The 16,449-nt window shown below is 70.7% G+C and carries 12 protein-coding genes; 5 read left to right on the top strand and 7 right to left on the bottom strand.

Features of this window, described 5'->3' with window-relative positions; all coding sequences use genetic code 11:
• Positions 1-33: 33 nt before the first annotated feature.
• From coaBC to QE428_RS07740, 3 genes are all read left to right on the top strand, one after another.
• The gene (coaBC, locus tag QE428_RS07750) at positions 34-1,239 is read left to right on the top strand and encodes a bifunctional phosphopantothenoylcysteine decarboxylase/phosphopantothenate--cysteine ligase CoaBC (RefSeq protein WP_091351712.1); all 1,206 of its coding nucleotides are present in this window, start codon (positions 34-36) and stop codon (positions 1,237-1,239) included.
• A 95-nt stretch (positions 1,240-1,334) separates the two neighbouring features.
• The gene (locus QE428_RS07745; protein WP_307467740.1) at positions 1,335-3,104 is read left to right on the top strand and encodes a long-chain fatty acid--CoA ligase; all 1,770 of its coding nucleotides are present in this window, start codon (positions 1,335-1,337) and stop codon (positions 3,102-3,104) included.
• Between the two features lie 22 nt (positions 3,105-3,126).
• Positions 3,127-4,023 carry a DUF1295 domain-containing protein gene (locus QE428_RS07740; protein WP_091351710.1) on the top strand — a complete coding sequence of 299 codons (897 nt, stop codon included), beginning with the start codon at positions 3,127-3,129 and terminating at the stop codon, positions 4,021-4,023.
• Positions 4,024-4,095: 72 nt separating this feature from the next.
• Here the strand turns inward: QE428_RS07740 and QE428_RS07735 are convergent, their stop codons facing one another.
• The 4 genes from QE428_RS07735 to QE428_RS07720 form a co-directional block, all read right to left on the bottom strand.
• Entirely contained in the window at positions 4,096-6,180 is a 2,085-nt protein-coding gene (locus QE428_RS07735; RefSeq protein ID WP_307467736.1) for an alpha/beta fold hydrolase, read from the bottom strand.
• 44 nt (positions 6,181-6,224) lie between these two features.
• Entirely contained in the window at positions 6,225-6,797 is a 573-nt protein-coding gene (locus QE428_RS07730) for a cysteine hydrolase family protein (protein WP_307467733.1), read from the bottom strand.
• A gap of 67 nt (positions 6,798-6,864) precedes the next feature.
• Positions 6,865-7,203, bottom strand: a complete 339-nt coding sequence (locus QE428_RS07725) for a hypothetical protein (protein ID WP_307467730.1) — start codon at positions 7,201-7,203, stop codon at positions 6,865-6,867.
• A gap of 320 nt (positions 7,204-7,523) precedes the next feature.
• Positions 7,524-10,409, bottom strand: coding sequence for a carboxypeptidase regulatory-like domain-containing protein (locus tag QE428_RS07720; protein ID WP_307467727.1), 2,886 nt, complete (start codon positions 10,407-10,409; stop codon positions 7,524-7,526).
• Between the two features lie 102 nt (positions 10,410-10,511).
• Here QE428_RS07720 and QE428_RS07715 point away from each other — a divergent pair, with 102 nt between their 5' ends.
• Positions 10,512-12,167, top strand: a complete 1,656-nt coding sequence (locus QE428_RS07715; protein WP_307467724.1) for an ATP-dependent DNA helicase RecQ — start codon at positions 10,512-10,514, stop codon at positions 12,165-12,167.
• Between the two features lie 239 nt (positions 12,168-12,406).
• Here QE428_RS07715 and QE428_RS07710 read toward each other — a convergent pair whose 3' ends face one another.
• The 3 genes from QE428_RS07710 to QE428_RS07700 form a co-directional block, all read right to left on the bottom strand.
• Positions 12,407-13,291 (bottom strand): aldo/keto reductase, encoded by an 885-nt coding sequence (locus QE428_RS07710; RefSeq protein WP_307467722.1) that lies wholly within the window; start codon positions 13,289-13,291, stop codon positions 12,407-12,409.
• A 76-nt stretch (positions 13,292-13,367) separates the two neighbouring features.
• A complete protein-coding gene (locus QE428_RS07705; protein WP_307467719.1) occupies positions 13,368-15,077 on the bottom strand; it encodes a long-chain-fatty-acid--CoA ligase in 1,710 nt (569 codons plus the stop codon).
• Between the two features lie 67 nt (positions 15,078-15,144).
• Entirely contained in the window at positions 15,145-15,759 is a 615-nt protein-coding gene (locus QE428_RS07700) for a TetR/AcrR family transcriptional regulator (protein ID WP_091351702.1), read from the bottom strand.
• Between the two features lie 74 nt (positions 15,760-15,833).
• Here QE428_RS07700 and QE428_RS07695 point away from each other — a divergent pair, with 74 nt between their 5' ends.
• Positions 15,834-16,445, top strand: a complete 612-nt coding sequence (locus tag QE428_RS07695; RefSeq protein ID WP_091351701.1) for an N-acetyltransferase — start codon at positions 15,834-15,836, stop codon at positions 16,443-16,445.
• Positions 16,446-16,449: the final 4 nt, after the last annotated feature.

Below are 16,449 nucleotides of genomic sequence, written 5' to 3'. Positions count from 1 at the left end.
CTTTCGCGTCCGACCCCGTGGGAGGATCGGACCATGTTCGTCGTCGTGGGCGTCTCGGGCGGCATCGCCGCGTACAAAACGGTGCAGGTGGTCCGCGCACTGGTGACGAACGGGCACGAGGTGCACGTTGTTCCCACGGAGGACTCGCTGCGCTTCGTCGGGACCGCCACATGGGAGGCGATCAGCCGCCATCCTGTCACGACGAGCGTGCACGACGACGTCGCCGAAGTCCGCCACGTCGCCCTCGGCACGCAGGCCGATCTCGTGATCGTCGCGCCGGCGACCGCGAACACGCTCGCCAAGATGGCCGCCGGCATCTCCGACAACCTCCTCGGCGTGACCCTCCTCGCCACGACCGCGCCCGTCGTCGTCGCACCCGCCATGCATACCGCCATGTGGGACCACGCCGCGACGCAGGCCAACATCTCGACGCTCCGCTCGCGCGGCGTGCACATCGTCGGCCCTGCGGACGGCCCGCTGACCGGCGGCGACAGCGGACCCGGGCGCATGGTCGAGCCCGACGAGATCGTCGCGGCCGCCCTCGATGTCGCCGGCGCCCCGGCATCCGATCTCGCCGCCCTCCGCGTCGCGGTGTCGACCGGCGGCACGCGCGAACCCATCGACCCCGTCCGCTTCCTCGGCAACCGGTCCAGCGGAAAGCAGGGGGCGGCCGTCGCCCTCGCCGCCGCCGACCGCGGCGCGTTCGTCCACCTCGTCGCGGCTCACGTCGACGAGGGTGTGCTCGACAAGGCCCTCCACCACCCGCGGATCGCCGTCGAACGTGCGTCGACCGCCGTCGAGATGGATGCCGCGATGCGCGCCGCGAGCACCGAGGCCGACGTCGTCGTGATGGCCGCCGCGGTCGCCGACTTCTCGGTCCCCGAGGTCTCGGACGTCAAGATCCGCAAGGAGGACGGCACCGTCACCCTCGATCTCGTCGAGAACCCCGACGTGCTCATCGGGCTCGTCCAGGCGCGCCGTCCGGGTCAGACGATCGTCGGTTTCGCGGCCGAGACGGCCGCCGACGACGCGGAGCTGCGCGAACGCGGCATCCGCAAACGCGCGCGCAAAGGCGTCGATCTGCTCGCCGTGAACCGCGTCGGCTGGCAGGAGGGCTTCGAGACGGCCGAGAACCGCGTGCTCTTCGTCGACGCCACCGACGAGGTCGCATCTCAGGCTGCTGGGACCAAGCGCGTCGTCGCCGACGCCCTGTGGGACGCGGTCCTGCGCCTGCGCTGACCCTCTCGCGCTCGCGCGGAAGATAGCGGCATCCGATCCGGTTCGGGCTCCGAATCATCTGTGTGCCGCAGATACACACTCCTCTTCTCGCGCCCGTGGACGGGCATCGCAACGTCACGGACCTCCTCGTCCAGCGTGCCGAGAAGGCTCCCCACCACGCCGCGTTCGACGTCGCCATCGGCGACGGTTCGTGGAGGCAGATATCCACCGTCCGATTCCTCGGCGAGGTCCGCCGGCTCGCGAAGGGCTTCATCGCCGCGGGTGTCGCCCCCGGCGACGCTCTCGCGATCATGGCTTCGACCCGCTACGAGTGGGCCGTCACCGACCTCGCCGCCTGGTTCGCCGGTGCCGTCGTCGTGCCGGTCTACGAGACGTCGTCGCCCGTCCAGATCGCCGGTATCGTCAGTGACGCCGGCGTCGTGCTCGGCGTCGGGGGCGCCGAGGCCCAGACCCGCCGTCTCGCCGACGCCTTCGCCGAGACCGGGGCCGGACGCCTCGGCGCCTACGCGATGGACCCGGCCGACCGGGTGGCCGGCGGCATCCGGACCCTCGACGACCTGCGCTCGCGGGACGACGAGGTGACGGATGCCGACCTCGAGCGCCACCGCACGGCGGCCGACCTCGACGCACCCGCGACCATCGTCTACACCTCCGGCACGACCGGGGAGCCCAAGGGAGCCGTGCTCACGCACCGGAACTTCCTCGGCCAGGTGCTCAACATCGCCGCGGCCTACGGCGAGGTCGTCCACGAGCAGGGCAACACGATCATCTTCCTTCCGCTCGCGCACGTCCTCGCACGCGGACTGCAGCTCATCTGCCTCGCGAACGGCATGCGCATCGCGCACCTCAGCGACCCGAGCACGGTCGTCGAGACGCTGTCGGTCCTCCGGCCGACGTTCCTCGTCGTCGTCCCCCGCGTTCTGGAGCGCATCCAGGCAGCCGCCGCGCAGAAGGCCGAGGCCGCGCACCTGACCCGGCTGTGGCGCACCGCCGTGGCGACCGCCGTCTCGGGTGGACGCGCGGCCGAGCAGAGCACGGACGGGCGGGCACCGGCATCCGTTCGTCAGCGCCTGTTCGAGGCGCTGTTCTTCCGCAGGCTGCGCGCGGTCATGGGCGGACGCGTCGACTACATCCTGTCGGGCGGCGCCCGGCTCGACCCCGAGGTCTCCCTGTTCTTCCGCGGCATCGGGGTGCCCGTCATCGAGGGGTACGGCCTCACCGAGACGACCGCGCCGCTCACCGGCAACCTGCCCGGCGACATCCGTGCAGGCACGGTCGGTCGACCCCTCCCCGGCTCGACCGTCCGGATCGGCGACGACGGCGAGATCCTCGCGAAGGGGATCGGCGTCTTCTGCGGCTATCGCGACCCCGCGCACGACGCCGACGCCTTCGTCGACGGGTTCTTCCGCACCGGCGACCTCGGCCGCTTCGACGCCGAAGGGCGGCTCATCATCGACGGCCGGGTCAAGGACGTCATCGTCACCTCGACCGGCAAGACCGTCGTCCCCGCCCCGTGGGAGTTCGCCGTCGAAGCGGACCCGCTCGTCTCGCACGCCGTCATGGTCGGCGAGGGACGGTCGTACCTCACCGCGCTCATCGTCCTCGATCCCGACGAGGCCGCCCGCCAGGGCGATGCGCCCGCCGCCGGCCAACTGCGCGAGATCCCCGACGAAAGCCTGCGGGCACGGATCCAGCGGAGCATCGACGCGGCCAACGCGCTCGTCTCGCGCAGCGAGCAGGTGCGCCGCTTCACGCTCATCGCCGCCGATCTCGCCGACACGACCATCATCACGCCGACGCTCAAGATCAAGCGCCGCGTGCTCCTCGAGCGCGGCTCCGACGTCGTCGCCGCCCTCTACCGCTGACTCCCCGCCTCGAAAGGCCCCCATGTCTTCGCAGAACCGTTCCGCCCTCATCACCGTCGTCGTCGGGCTCATCGTCGGGGCGCTCGTCGCGCTCGCGGGCAGCCAGGGAGGCGCGACCGTCGGCGGCTTCCCCGTGTTCGCCCTCGCCGTCGCCGCCGCGTTCGCCGTGCAGGTGCTGGTCTACATCCCGTCGGCGATCGCCCGCACCGAGCGCTTCTTCGACGCCACCGGCAGCGCGACCTTCATCCTCGTCACACTCGGCGTGGTGCTGCTCTCCCCGTCGCCCGACGCCCGCTCACTCGCTCTGGCGGCGATGGTGATCATCTGGGCCGTCCGCCTCGGCTCGTTCCTCTTCATCCGCATCCACCGCTCCGGCAGCGACGACCGCTTCGACGACATCAAGGTCAACCCGCTGTCGTTCCTGCGCGTCTGGATCATGCAGGGTCTCTGGGTCAGCATCACCGCGGCCGCGGCATGGATCGCGATCGCGACCGAACCCGCCGACCGCGTCTCGTTCGACGTGTTCGCCGGCGTCGGCATCGCGCTCTGGATCATCGGCATGCTCTTCGAGGTCGTCGCCGACCTGCAGAAGAACGCCTTCAAGGCCGACCCCGCCAACAAGGGCCGCTTCATCCGCACGGGCTTGTGGTCCCGCTCGCGCCACCCCAACTACTTCGGCGAGATCCTCGCCTGGGTCGGCGTCGCGATCGTCGCCGCTCCCGTCTTCGACGGCTGGCAGTGGATCGGTCTGCTCTCGCCCGTGTTCGTGCTCCTGCTGCTGACCCGGGTCAGCGGCATCCCGCTCCTCGAGAAGAAGGCCGACAAGCGCTGGGGAGGCGACGCCGACTACGAGGCGTACAAGACCGCGACGCCCGTGCTCGTGCCGACGCTCGGGCGGGTCAGGGTCACCGCGCGCTGAGGCGGCTTCCGGGGACGCGGGATGCCGCGGCGCGGCATCCGTCGCGACGCATCGCGTCCCCGGAACGGGACCTCAGCCGAGCCCTGTGACCTTCGGCGCGGGCTCACCGTGCACGTGCTCGCCGAGGAAGCCGAACACCGTCTCGTACCAGACGACGGCGTGCTGGGGCTTCAGCACCCAGTGGTTCTCGTCGGGGAAGTACAGGAACCGGTGCACGGTCGACCCGTCGTCCTCGCCGAAGTGCTCGTTGAGCTCCGACCACAGCCGCAGGCTCTCGCCGATCGGCACGCGGTAATCGCGGTCGCCGTGGATGACGAGCAGCGGTGTGGAGATGTTCTCGACGTAGCGGTGCGGTGAGTTCTCCACCATCGCCTCGGGCGTGAAGATCTCCTGCCAATAGGACGACGCGTCCGTGGTCCCGGCGAACTGGTCGAGCGCCCACAGGCTCGCGTGGGTCACGATCGCGCGGAACCGGTCGGTGTGCCCGGCGACCCAGTTCGCCATGTAGCCGCCGAACGAGCCGCCCATCGCGGCTGTCTTGGTCTCGTCGATGTCCGCGCGCGCGACGACCTCGTCGGTGATCGACATGAGGTCGGTGTAGGGCTTCTCGCCCCAGCTGTTCCACCCGCGGGCGATGAACTCGAGCCCATAGCCGGTCGACAGCGCCGGGTCGGGCAGCAGCACGGCGTAGCCGCGGGCGAGCGCGAGCTGCGGACTCCAGCGCCAGCTCCAGGCGTTCCAGCTGTTCAGGGGCCCGCCGTGGATCCAGAGCAGCAGGGGAGCGGGGGATGCCGCGTCCGCGCCTTCCGGCAGCAGCAGCCAGCCGCGCACCCGCGCACCGTCCTCGGCCGTCGTCTCGACCTCGGCCATCGTGCCGGCCGGTGTCGGCAGCGGAGCCGGCGTCGCGAGAGCGGTCACGGTGCCGTCGGGGTCGATGCGGACCGGGTGCGGGGGCACCATCCACGACGAGCGAAGCGCGACGAGCGCGCCCGTCGCGCGGTCGACCGATACGTTCGAGTACGCGTGGTCGTCGGTCGTCAGCTGCACGGGCGCGCCGCCGTCGAGAGGCACGCGGAACACCGGACCGCGCCCGTCCTGGTCGGCGGTCACGATGAGCGCGGTGTCGTCGTGCGCGAAAGCGATGCTCGTCGGCCAGCGGTCCCAGCCCTTCGCGAGCCGGCGCGGCTCGGAGCCGTCGATCCCGGCGATCCAGAGCTCCTGACCAGCGGGACCGGTGGGGTCCGAAAATGCCGCCCGGCCGTACGCGATCGACCGGCCGTCGTGGCTGATCGCGGGCGACTCGAAGTACGTCGACCGCTCCTCGAACAGGGTCGTGTGCGCGCCCGAGGCGACGTCGATCGAGACGATCGCGAACCGCTCCGCGCGGCCCTGCGGCAAGCGCATCGCGGCGATGAGGGTGCGTCCGTCAGGGGTGAGCGCCGCGCCGGCGGTGTCGGCCGTCCGGCCGGGCGCGGGTGTCAGGTCGCGCGGGCGCGGAAGCGACGCGGGGTAGGGGGTCGTGGCATCCGGTTCGTCCTCCGCCGTGTCCGAGGCGGCGAGCGACCCGATCGTGTCGGCGAGCGCGTCGAGGTCGAGCGAGAGCAGGTGCGGCTCGGCGGGTCCGAGATCGTGGTCCCAGTAGCGGACCGGGTAGGTCGTGTGCAGGATCGCGGACAGCTTGCGCTTCTTCCGCTCGGCGCGCAGCTTCGCGTCGGCCTCGAACGAGTCCGCGGACGGCAGCAGATCGGCGGCGAGGACGGCGACGGATGCCGCGTCCGCGACTGCGGCGATGCCCGACACTCCCCCGGCCAGGCGCGTGATGGCGCGCGCGTCGCCGCCGTTCGCGGGTAACAGCCAGAGCTGCGCCGACTCGTCCTCGCCGTCGCCCTCCGCGTCGGGACGGGCGCTGACGAACAGCAGGTCGCCGTCCGCCGTGAACGCGGCGCCCTGCTCGCCCTTCGCCGAGCGGGTCAGACGACGGGGCGTGCCGCCGCCGGTCGCCGGGACCTCCCAGAGCGCCCGGTCGTACCCGGTCTTATCCTTATTCAGCGTCGCGACCGTGAGGACGGCTCGCGTGCCGTCGGGCGAGAGTGCGACGGCGTCGATGCGGGGCAGGGCGATGTAGTCCTCGAGCGAGGCGAAGGGGTTCTGCGGCATCCCTCCACGCTAACCGCGGACCCCGCCGCGGCGACAGGGCGCGTTCAGCGGAGGATGTCGGCCGTCGAGCAGACGGTGGCGAACTCGCCGTCGAGGTTCGTCGCCGTGATCGCTGCAAGGGTCGCCGCGGGGATGACGGTGCCGTCGGGCGCCATCCGGTCGAACGAGTGGGTCGCGTCGAGGGCGAAGTACACGTCGTAGCCGAGGTTGCCGCCCACCCGGGCGGTCGTCTCGCAGCAGTGGTTCGTCGAGATTCCGGTGACGACGATCCGCCTTATGTCATTCGCGCGCAACCACGCGTCGAGGTCAGGCGAGCCGTGGAACGACGAGTTCACGCTCTTCGTGACGAGAAGGTCCGGGATGCCGGTGACCTCGGGTTTGAGGTCGTTGCCCGCCTGGCCGGGACGCAGCGGTGAGGCATCCGAGGTCGAATCGTGCCGGACGAACACGACCGGCCACCCGCGCTCGCGCCAGCGGTCGAGGAGTGCGGCGATGTTCGCCTCGCAGTCGGGGTTGTCGCGCTCGCCCCAGTGCGCGGTGTCGTCGAACCCGCGCTGCACGTCGATCACGACGAGCGCAGCGCGGCCGAGGGCGAGGTCTCGCGGCGGGATCTGCACGCATCGAGCCTGGCACGCGGCACTCCCCCGCGACGGTCAGGGAGCGGCGGGATCCTGCCAGGTGGCGTCAGAGGTCGGACGGATGCGGCGCCAGCAGGTCGCGATGGGCGTTCACGAACTCGTCGCGCTCCTGCGACGACGGGAAGATGATGTCGACTCCGGCCCAGTACGGGACGAACGCCCAGGTCACCTCCTTGTCCGTGAGGACGGCGTACCCCTCCTCCGCCACGATCTTCAGGAAGGCCTGGTTGACGGCTTGCGGGGACGGCCACTCACTGGCCCAGTAGTAGGCGACGGCGATCCCGTCCTCGTCGACGGGCAACTTCCGCCAAGCGAAGCTGTCAACCGGTACCGACTTCGACCATCCACCGGCCATGTCCAGGACGCCGTAGTCTTCCACGATCATCCGCAGATCCGAGTGGCCTTCCCAGGGCAGATCATCGAGCAACCCGCGCAACGTCTTGGCTGCGTCGATGTCGAACGCGGCGTCCGCGGGACCGCGCGTGTGGAATCGAGCCCAACGGTCCGGGAAGAGGTCTCGAAGCAGACCGGTGGGCGGCGCGTCTCCGAAAGCGCGCGTCCAGAGCTCGTCCAGCTCCCTGCGACGAGGGCTCGATTCAGGTACTCGGAACGTGCGGTGGCGGCCTCGTGCGGATCGAACGGCGAGACGCGTGAGATGCAGAGGATTCGGGATGTACACGGTGCAGGTCCTATGACCATGATGCCTTATCGACGCACGCGGGCGGTGGCCGCGCTGGACCGCGAATGCGTGGCGTACCCGCTCTTGCTGCCCGTCACCTTCACCGAGATCTTGTCCCCGACGAGGCCGGAGGTGAGCGTCAGCGACGAGCGAGTCGCTCCCTCGATCCGAACTCCGTCGGCATACCACTGGTACGTGAGCGACGTCCCACGCGTCCAGGCGCCGGGCTGGACGGTCAACGTCTTGCCGCGAGCGGTCGCCCCGGTGATCCGCGGGGTCGACGAGGTCAGGGTGCCGTAACCGACCGCCTTCGCCGCGCTCGTGCGGGACGCAGTGGCGTAGCCCGCCTTCTTCCCTGTCACCGTGACGGTCAGCTTCGCACCACGGTCGGCTGCGACCGGCGTGTAGGACGACTTCGTGGCCGAGGCGATCGGCTTCCCGTTCCGGCGCCATTGATACGTGACGGTTGTCCCGGACGTCCAGCCGGTGGTCCTCGCGGTCACGGAGCGTCCGACGGTCGGCGCCGCGGAAAGGGTCGGTGTCGGCGTCGCGAGCACCCGCGTGAGGGCTACGTCCAGCGTCGAGATCCGGCGGTTCACACCGGTCACTTGCGTCGAGTACTTCACCGTCGTGGTTCGGGCGGCGACCTCGACCGTCGTCTTGTGCCCGCCTTCGAGCCACGCCTCGAACCGTCCGGATGAATCCGTGCGCACCGTCACGGTCTCGGTGCGACCCCTCACAGTCACGACGGCCCCCGGAACGGGAGCACCGCTCTCCCGGACCATCCCGCGCAGGGTCGCGTGGTTCGGCTGATCCGTCTCGTCCGGCATCTTCTCGTCGACCCGGACGGTCTGCCCCTCGGCGAGGGTGAACACGCGCGAGGTCCTCCAGTCACCCTCCGAAGCCAGCCACACGGGGGCCACACCGTCCGTCCAGCGGGGATGATCGTCCATCTGCAGGTGGTACCGGCCGGGGAGCAGGCCGACTATCTGGAAACGTCCCTTGGCATCGACGATGCCGGTGCCGGCCCGTGCGACGGAGTTCCTGGTCTCCGCCCACGCGATGACTCGCGCGCCCTCGAACAGTTCGGGCAGCTTCGACGAAAGGGTACCGACGATGGTCGCCGATTCGGGCGGAAGCGTGCGCGCGAGCGTCGGCCTGACACTCGTCGTCTTGCCGGCGTCGACGCGGATTCGGGTGGCGTCCGCGAGGTCGCTGCCGCCCAACCATGTCGTCGTGTAGCGGTAACGATGTTCCGACGTGCTGTCCGCGAAGCGCAGGCGGTAGTCGCCGGGCGGGAGGGCGGGGAACGTGACCGAGTCGACCTGCAGAAGATCGCGCCCACGAACCACACCGTCCGCGTCGTACAGCCAGACAGCCGAATCGGTCACGGGTTCGCCCCGCGGTCCGACCGCGGCGACGGAGATGCTTCCGCTGTTCGCCGCCGTCGCCACACTGAGCCGGTAGTCGACCGGCGTGACCTCTCCGGGCACAACGGTCACGGTCCGCGCTCCCGCGCTGGTCGATGCGCCGTCGTACCAGCCGCCCAGGATGTCGCTGCTTCCGTCCGCGCCCAAGAAGTACTCGCCGGCGTCGAGGTCGTCGAACGTCACTGTCTCAGACAGGCCACGCTCACTGAGCTGCCGCTTCGCGATGAGTTTCAGGTCGCCGTCGTAGAGCGACACGGTCCGGCCGACGATCATCTCGTCAGCGCTAACGGTCACGGACAGAGCACCCCGCGGCGAGAGGGCGATGTCGAGGGGCGTCGTCTCGCCGAGCTGAACCCGCGCGGTCGTCGACAGACGTGAGTGGCCATTGCCCGACGACGTGATCCGGTACTCACCCGACCGCAGAGCGAGGATCCGATACCGGCCGTCACCGTCCGCCTGCGCCCATCCCGCTTCGACACCCGCGCTCGTGTATGCCGTGACGTAGGCTCCCGCAACCGGTGCGCTCGTTCCTGCGGATACGACCCTGCCCTCCACGACGCCACCCCGAACGAGGTCGGCCGTGATCTCGGTCGTCTGCCGAGAACGGATCGTGATGATCCCGGCATCAGCCCGCGTTTCGCCGGCGGGCCACCAGGTCTCGACGAAATCGTGCACGCCGCGCTCGGGGCTGATGCGCAGGTGATAGTCGCCTGGCGGGAGGTCCTCGGCGTTGACGACGTTGCTGCCGGTAGGTGCGTGGATCTCCCGCTCCTCGCCCACGGGGATCAGATCGGCCCGTACCGAGGAGTATCGCCCCGTGGTCACACGCAAGGTGCCCGTGGGCTCGGCGGAGACGGACCACGTCGTGAAACCTTCCGACACGGTGAGCGACGTGGTCGCGACGACGTAATCGCCGTCAGAGGGAGAGTCGACCCTGACGTCGTACTCTCCGGGCGGCAGCATCGAGAACCGGTAGCGGCCGTCACGGTTCGTGGTCTCCCATGTACGAAGAGGCCCGTCCAGCGAGACGCTCGCCCCCGCGACCGGCTGTCCCGTCAGCGCATCGGTCACGATTCCTGTGACCCCCGGGCCGACGGCTCCGAGCTGCCACGACGTATCGATCGTGCGGCCCTCCGTGAGGGAGACGATCTGAGCCTCTCCCGCGGTCCCCACGCCCGGGTACCACCGGGCGCCGTACGCCTCGCGCGCCGGATCGTGATGCGAGGACGCGGACACCCGATAATCGCCCGCGGGCAGAGTGCTGCGGAACCTCCCGTCAACGTCAGGGGACGTGTCCGACACGCGCCCGGTGTCGACGTTCTCGAACCGGACGGTCACGTTCCGGACCGCGTCGCCGTCGACGTTGGTGAGCACCCCGGTGATACGCGTCGGCGCAATCTCGGCGGCCTGTGCGGGGAGACCGGTGAAAACGAGCGCCACGACGGCGATCAGCGCGCCGACGAACCGAAACTGAAACCGCATGCGTCCCCCAGGATGACGTGCCGAACCCCTCGACCGGCATCTGAATACTACGGGCGTGTCAAGGGTGTCCGCGGATGCCGTTTCCTCGACCACCGTGGAGGGATGCCACGCCGCTCCACCCCTGCATCGTCCGCCCCCGATCGCGCCGAGGTCGAGCGCGTCGCCGCCGAGCGATTCGGCCTGACGCACCTACGACCGGCGCAGCTCGACGCGATCGAAGCGGCAGCCGGTGGGCGCGATGTGCTCGTCGTCTGGGCGACGGGATCGGGCAAGTCCGCCGTGTATCAGGTGACCGCGGCCCTGCGGCCGGGCGTCACCATCGTGGTCTCTCCGCTGATCGCGCTGCAAGAGGACCAGCTCGCCGGTCTCGAGCACGCCCCCGATGCGCCGAAGGCCGTGGCCCTCAACTCCGGGCGGGGCGAGAAGGCCCGCGCCGAGGCGTGGCGCCGCCTGCGCGAGGGCGAGGCGACCTACGTGCTCCTCGCACCCGAGCAACTGGCAGGCGACGAGGTCGTCGCCGACCTCGCCACCCTCGACATCGCGCTCCTCGCCGTCGACGAGGCGCACTGCATCGCCTCGTGGGGGCACGACTTCCGTCCCGATTACCTCGGTCTCGGCGAGGTCGCCGAGCGCCTCGGGCGACCACCGATCCTCGCGCTGACCGCGACGGCATCCACCCCCGTCCGCGAGGAGATCGCGGCCCGCCTCGGACTCGACGACCCCTCCATCCACATCGGCGACGTCGACCGACCGTCGATCCGCCTCGGCGTCCGACGGCACGGCGACGACCGCGAGAAGCGCGCCGCCGTGGTCGACGAGGTCGCCTCGCTTCCCGTCCCGGGGCTCCTCTACACATCGACGCGGCGCTCGGCGGAGCAGTACGCCGACGACCTGACCGAGCGCGGCAAGCGGGCGCGGGCGTACCACGCCGGTCTCCCGTCGAAGGAGCGGGCGGAGGTGCACCGGCAGTTCCTCTGCGACGAGCTCGACGTCGTCGTCGCGACGAGCGCGTTCGGCATGGGCATCGACAAGGAGAACGTGCGATTCGTCATCCACGCCGACGTCCCCGAGTCGATCGACGCCTACTTCCAGGAGCTCGGCCGCGCCGGCCGCGACGGCGAGGAGGCCCACGGCACCCTGCACTACCGCGCGGAGGATCTCGCCCTGCGGCGCTACTTCGCGACGAAGAATCCGGATGCCGCCGAGCTTCGCGCCCTCATGCGGGCGATGTCGACGCGGGCGCGCCTGAAGTCCGCTCTCGCGAAGGAATCCGGGCTGTCACCGCGCCGCGTGACGGGACTTCTCACGCTGCTGATCGACACCGGCTCGGCGCGCGCGTCGAAGTCCGGGGTGTCGCTGCGGCGGAACCTCGACGAGCGTGCCGCCGTGAAGGCGGCACTCGAGCGAGTCGAGGAGCGCGAGCGGATCGAGCGCTCCCGCATCGAGACGATGCGCGAGTACGCCGAGACGCGGCGCTGCCGGCGCCAGGTGCTGCTCGGCTATTTCGGGCAAGACCTCGACGAGCCGTGCGGCAACTGCGACACCTGCGCGGCGGGAGCAGCCGACGTCGTTCGGGAGCCGGCATCCGCTTCAGACGCGGGGTTCGAGATCGACGAGAAGGTGTCGCACCGCGAATGGGGCGCCGGCACCGTCGTCTCGATCGACGACGACCGCATGCGGGTGTTCTTCGACAGCGAGGGCTACAAAGTGCTCTCGCTCGAGATCGTCGAGCGAGAGCACCTGCTCAAGGCCGGCTGACGTGCCGAGTGCAGGTTAACCCGCAGCTTCGGGCCGCTACGGCTACCGCTGGGCGCGCTGAACCTGCATTCGGCGCAGCAACCAGGCGCCAAGGTCGAGCGGACCCGAGGCCTCGGCGCCGATGGCGCAACAGCCGGCGACGAAGCCTGAACGTGCCGAGTGCAGGTCAGAACGCCGCATCAGACCCGTATGGGCCGCTCGGTGCGCACCGAACCTGCACTCGGCACAGCGGCCGACCCTCAGACCTCGATGCCGACGGCGGCCGAGCAGCGAGCGAGCTCGTCGGCCGAGAGCTCGAGGTTCCGGGCCTGGAACGAGTCGGTGATGGATGCCGGGCGGCTCGCCCCGGGGATGGGGATGACGGTCTCGCCGAGCGACAGCTCCCACGCGAGGACGACCTGCTGCGGGCTGACGCCGTGCGCCTGGCCGATCTCGGCGAACGCACTGAACCGCTCGCCGATCGAGCCGGCGCCGCCGATGCCGCCGAGCGGGCTCCACGGCAGGAAGGCGATGCCGTTCTCAGCGCAGTAGGTCAGTTCGCCGTAACTGCCGGGATGCCGCGGCGAGAACTCGTTCTGCACGCTCGTGAGGTTCCCATCGCCCAGGACCTCCTGGGCGATCTGGATCTCTTCGACGCTGGCGTTCGAGATGCCGACCGTGCGGACGAGTCCTTCGTCCTGCAGGGTCTTGAGGTTCTGCATGACCTCGCCGTAGACCATCCAGCGGTCGGGGCGGTGGTACTGATACAGGTCGATGACGTCGACCTGCAGGTTCTTCAGCGACTTCTGAACCGCGCTGCGCAGGTACTCGAGCGACCCGTCGCGGCCGAAGTCCTTCTCGGCCGTCCGGGTGATTCCGCCCTTCGTGGTGACGACGATCGACGACCGGTCGCCGTCCCAGCCGGCGAGCGCGTCGGCGACGATCCGCTCGTTGTGGCCCATCTCGTCCCAGCTGGGGGCGTAGATGTCGGCGGTGTCGATGAGCGTCACGCCCGCGTCGAGCGCCGCGCGCACCGTCGCGACGGCGTCGTCGTGCGAGGGCAGACCGTTGCCGTTCATCGAAACCGGCATCGCGCCGAGTCCGATGGCCGAGACGGTGAACGGTCCGAGTGTGCGCTGCGACATGAGTCTCCTTCGACGGGGTGGGGTGCGGCATCCACCCTGCCAGTCGACACCGCCCGGCGCGACGACCCTTGACAGATCAGCGCGCGGTCAGCTGCTCCCGCACCTGTCGGCGCAGCACCTTGCCGATCTGCGAGCGCGGCAGATCGTCGAGTTGCACGACCTTGCGGGGCACCTTGTAGGCGGCGAGGTGCGAGCGGGCGAAGTCCTTGAGGGCGGATGCCTCGAACGCCGTCCCCGGCTTCATGACGACAGCCGCGACCACGTCCTCGCCGCCGGTGGCCCGTGGGACGCCCACGACCGCGGCGGACTCGACGTCGGGGTGCAGCGTCAGGACCTGCTCGACCTCGCTCGGGCTGACGTTGAACCCGCCCGTGATGATGAGCTCCTTGACGCGGTCGACGACCGTGACGAAGCCGTCCTCCGAGACGGTGACGATGTCGCCGGTGCGCAGCCATCCGCCGTCGAGGAGGACCGCGGCGGTCTCCTCGGGGCGGCGCCAGTACCCCTGGAACACCTGCGGGCCGCGGATGAGCAGCTCGCCCGCCTCGCCGACCGGGCGATCGACGGTCGGGTCGTCGGGGTCGACGACGCGGATGAAGGTGCTCGGGAACGGCACGCCGACGGTGCCGGGGCGCCGCGTCGGGCCGATCGGGTTGCCGAGCGCGACGGGCGAGGTCTCGGTCATGCCGTAGCCCTCGACGAGCAGACCGCCCGTGACCTCCTCCCACCGCGTCACGGTGGGGACCGGCAGGCTCATGGCGCCCGAGATCGCGAAGCGGATGCTGGAGAGGTCGACGCCCTTGCGGGTGCTCGCGCGCGACAGCGCGTCGTAGATCGGCGGGACGCCCGGCAGGAATGTGGGCGGCGACTTCTTCAGCGCCCCGACGACGAGGTCGACGTCGAACTTGGGGAACAGCACGATCCGCGCGCCGATCGACACCGCGAAGGTCAGGCAGAGGGTCAGCCCGTAGGCGTGGAACATCGGCAGGACGGCGTAGAACGTCTCAGCGCCTTCCGTGAGCCCCGGCACCCACGCGCGCCCCTGCTCGGCGTTCGAGCGGAGGTTCCGGTGCGAGAGGACGGCGGCCTTCGGCATCCCGGTCGTCCCGCTCGTGAGCTGCAGGAGCGCGGTGTCGTCGAGGACGGGCCGCGCGTACTTGCGGGGCAGCCGGCGGGCGTTCGTGAACTGCGACCACCGAATGATCCCCCGCGCGGTCGGCTTCGAGGTCAGCGCCTCGCGTCGCTCGCGGAGGGCGGGGACGGGCAGGCGCAGGGCGGTGCGCGATGCCCAGGGCAGGGCGTCGGTCATGTCGACGGCGACGATCGCGGCGGGCGCGATGTCGCTCGGGAACTCGGCGACCATGTCGGCGATCTTGTCCCAGACGATCGCGACGACGGCCTCGTGCACCTCGAACTGGTGCCGCAGCTCACGGGCCGTATAGGTCGGGTTGTGCTCGACGACGATCGCGCCGATGCGCAGCGCGGCGTAGAACGCGACGATGTGCTGCGGGCAGTTCGGGAGGACGAGCGCGACGCGGTCGCCGGCGCTGACGCCGAGCTTGCGCAGGGCGTTCGCCGCGCGCGAGACCTGCTCGCCGAGTTCGGCGTAGGTGGTTTCGGCGCCGAAGAACTCGGTCGCGACCTTTGACCCGTAGCGCGCGACCGAGTGGTCGAGCAGGTCGACGAGCGTCTCGTCGACGGGGTCGATGTCTGCGGGGACGCCGGGCGCGTAAGCGGCCAGCCAGGGGCGTTCCTGCAGATCGGATGCCGGCGGTGTCGAAGTCATCGTCGTGTGTCCTCCTCGGTGTCCCGCCAGCGTAGGGCGGTTTCTCGATGGGTCTGCTGTGCGTCCGCTACGCGCGTTCGAATGCGGCGAGCCCCGCGGCGAACACCCGGATGACATCGTCGACGTGGTCGTCGTCTCCGGTCGCGAGCCACCACGCGGCGAGTCCCTCGGCCGCCGCATGCACGACGGCCACGAGCGTCGCCGTCGGCGCGGTCAGCACACCGTCGCGGGACGCGATCCACGCCTCGACGAGCCGCTCGATCTCCCCGCGGACTGCCTCGGTCTCGGCCCGTGCGGCACCGGCGAGCGCCTCGGATGAGCGGGCCATCGCGGTGAGCTCGGCGAGGCGTTCGTGACGTACGCGCTCGCGCCGCAGCTCGGCGACGAAGGTGTGGAGCGCCGCAGCGACGGCATCGCCGAGGGGGAGCGGTGCGAGCGGCTCGGCCCACAGCCGGCGCGTCAGCAGCCCGGACTCCCGCTCGAGCAGGGCGGTCACGAGATCGGCCTTCGACCCGAAGGCGTAGCTCACGACGCGGTGGGCTACGCCCGCTCGCTGCGCGACGCTGCGGAGCGACAGCGCGGCGACCCCGTCGTGCACCATCACCTCGACCGCGGCGTCTAGCAGCTGGCGTCGGCGATCGTCGACGTCGAGATAGGTCCGGCGAGGTGACGGGTCGTTCACAGTGATCTCCGAGCGTGCGGCGCGTGGTGGCATCCATACTAGTTTTATCCACCCGGACCAATTGAGGAGATCTCATGATCAGCGTGACCCCCGCCCGCTCCACCGACCTCGCTCCCGCCGCCACGATCCTCGCCGAAGCATTCGCGCAGGACCCCGTCATGGCGGCTGTCGTGCCGGGCACGCGGCGTCGGCACGAACGGCTCACCGATCTGTTCCACGGCCTGCTCGCCAGTGGGCCGTACGCGACGGGCACGGTCGATCTCGCGCGCGATGCGGACGGCACGATCCTCGGCGTCGCCGCGTGGGAGGGGCCGCACGCCGAGCGGGGGGCGCTCGCACGCCAGGCGTCGGAGCTCCCCCGCTTCGCGCGGGCGCTCGGCTGGCTCGGGATGCCGCGGGCCCTGTCCCTGCTCTCGCGCCTCGCGCGCCACCGTCCGCGCGCCCCGCACTGGTACCTCGCCGAGATCGGGGTGAGCGCCGCGGCGCGGGGCAGAGGTGTAGGCAGGGCGCTGCTGTCGGCGCAGCTCGACACCCTCGACACCACCCGACAGACCGCGTACCTCGAATCCTCCACTCCCGACAACCGTCGCCTCTACCGACGCCTCGGGTTCGAGGAGCTCAGCCCGATCGAGGGCGTGCCGGGGGCGCGGCCGGTCGCGATGCTGAGGCTGCCCGCCGCGCGATAGCGTG

The sequence above is a fragment of the Microbacterium sp. SORGH_AS_0505 genome (assembly GCF_030818715.1).
Classification (GTDB): domain Bacteria; phylum Actinomycetota; class Actinomycetes; order Actinomycetales; family Microbacteriaceae; genus Microbacterium.
This window is presented reverse-complemented; position numbering and strand designations above follow the sequence as displayed.